General features: G+C 63.4%; 2 protein-coding genes. Both read right to left on the bottom strand.

Translation table 11 applies throughout. The features are described 5' to 3' along the window. A partial coding sequence (locus EOA24_RS39545) for a CDP-alcohol phosphatidyltransferase family protein (RefSeq protein WP_133375012.1) occupies positions 1 to 339 on the bottom strand: 339 nt, incomplete at its 3' end. Between the two features lie 144 nt (positions 340 to 483). Next, positions 484 to 918, bottom strand: a 435-nt coding sequence (locus tag EOA24_RS39540; RefSeq protein WP_348633113.1) for a helix-hairpin-helix domain-containing protein, incomplete at its 5' end; no start/stop codon positions are given.

The raw sequence follows: 918 nt of genomic DNA, 5'->3' as shown, positions 1-918 counted from the left end.
GCACAGGATGATGATCGCCGCCCAGAGCGACCAGCCGGCGATGCCGGCGTGGCGGTCTGTGTCGGCGGCAAGCAGGAGCAGACAGGTGGCGACCAGCAATTTGTCGGCTATCGGATCGAGCATCTTGCCGATGTTGGAAGTCTGCTGCCAGGCGCGCGCGAAATAGCCGTCAAAGTAATCGGTGATCGAGGCGAGCAGGAAAATGACCAGCGCCGACCAGCGGGCGAAGTCGGACGACTTCAGATGTCCTTCGAGAAAAAAGCACAGCACGACCAGCGGCACCGCGACGATGCGGGCGTAGGTGAGGATGTTCGGCAGGTTGAACGCGCGTTGTGCCATATCGTCTCGGGAAATCTCCACCGCCAGAGGTACTCAAATCAGAAGCCAATGTAGGGGGTCAACAGCCGAGATTCGATTGGACAGGGAAAAATGGCGTGAAGCGCGTTGTGAGGTACCCCCTCGGGACATCCCTGCCCGACCGCCTCAGCTCTCATGAAAATGATTGTAGACCAGCTTCGCCACATGCTCGGAAATGCCGTCGACCTTGACCAGGTCCTCGACCGCGGCGCGGCTGACCGCCTTGGCGGTGCCGAAGGCGAGCAGCAGGGCGCGCTTGCGGCCGGGGCCGATACCGGCGATCTCGTCGAGCGGGCTTTTCACCATCTCCTTCTTGCGCCGCGCGCGATGCGAGCCGATGGCGAAGCGGTGCACCTCGTCGCGCAGGCGCTGGACGAAATAGAGCACCGGGTCGCGCACCGGCAACATGAAGCTTTCCCTGCCCTTGACGAAGAAGCGCTCGCGGCCGGCATCGCGGTCCGGGCCCTTGGCGATGCCGATGGCGACAACCCGATCCTCGACGCCGAGATCGGCAAGGATCTGGCGCACCGCCGTCATCTGGCCCTGGCCGCCATCGATCAG

Source organism: Mesorhizobium sp. M2A.F.Ca.ET.039.01.1.1, assembly GCF_003998035.1.
In the GTDB taxonomy this organism is placed as follows: Bacteria; Pseudomonadota; Alphaproteobacteria; order Rhizobiales; family Rhizobiaceae; genus Mesorhizobium.
The sequence above is the reverse complement of the archived record's forward strand: the minus strand, read 5'-3'. Positions and strand labels throughout refer to the sequence as shown.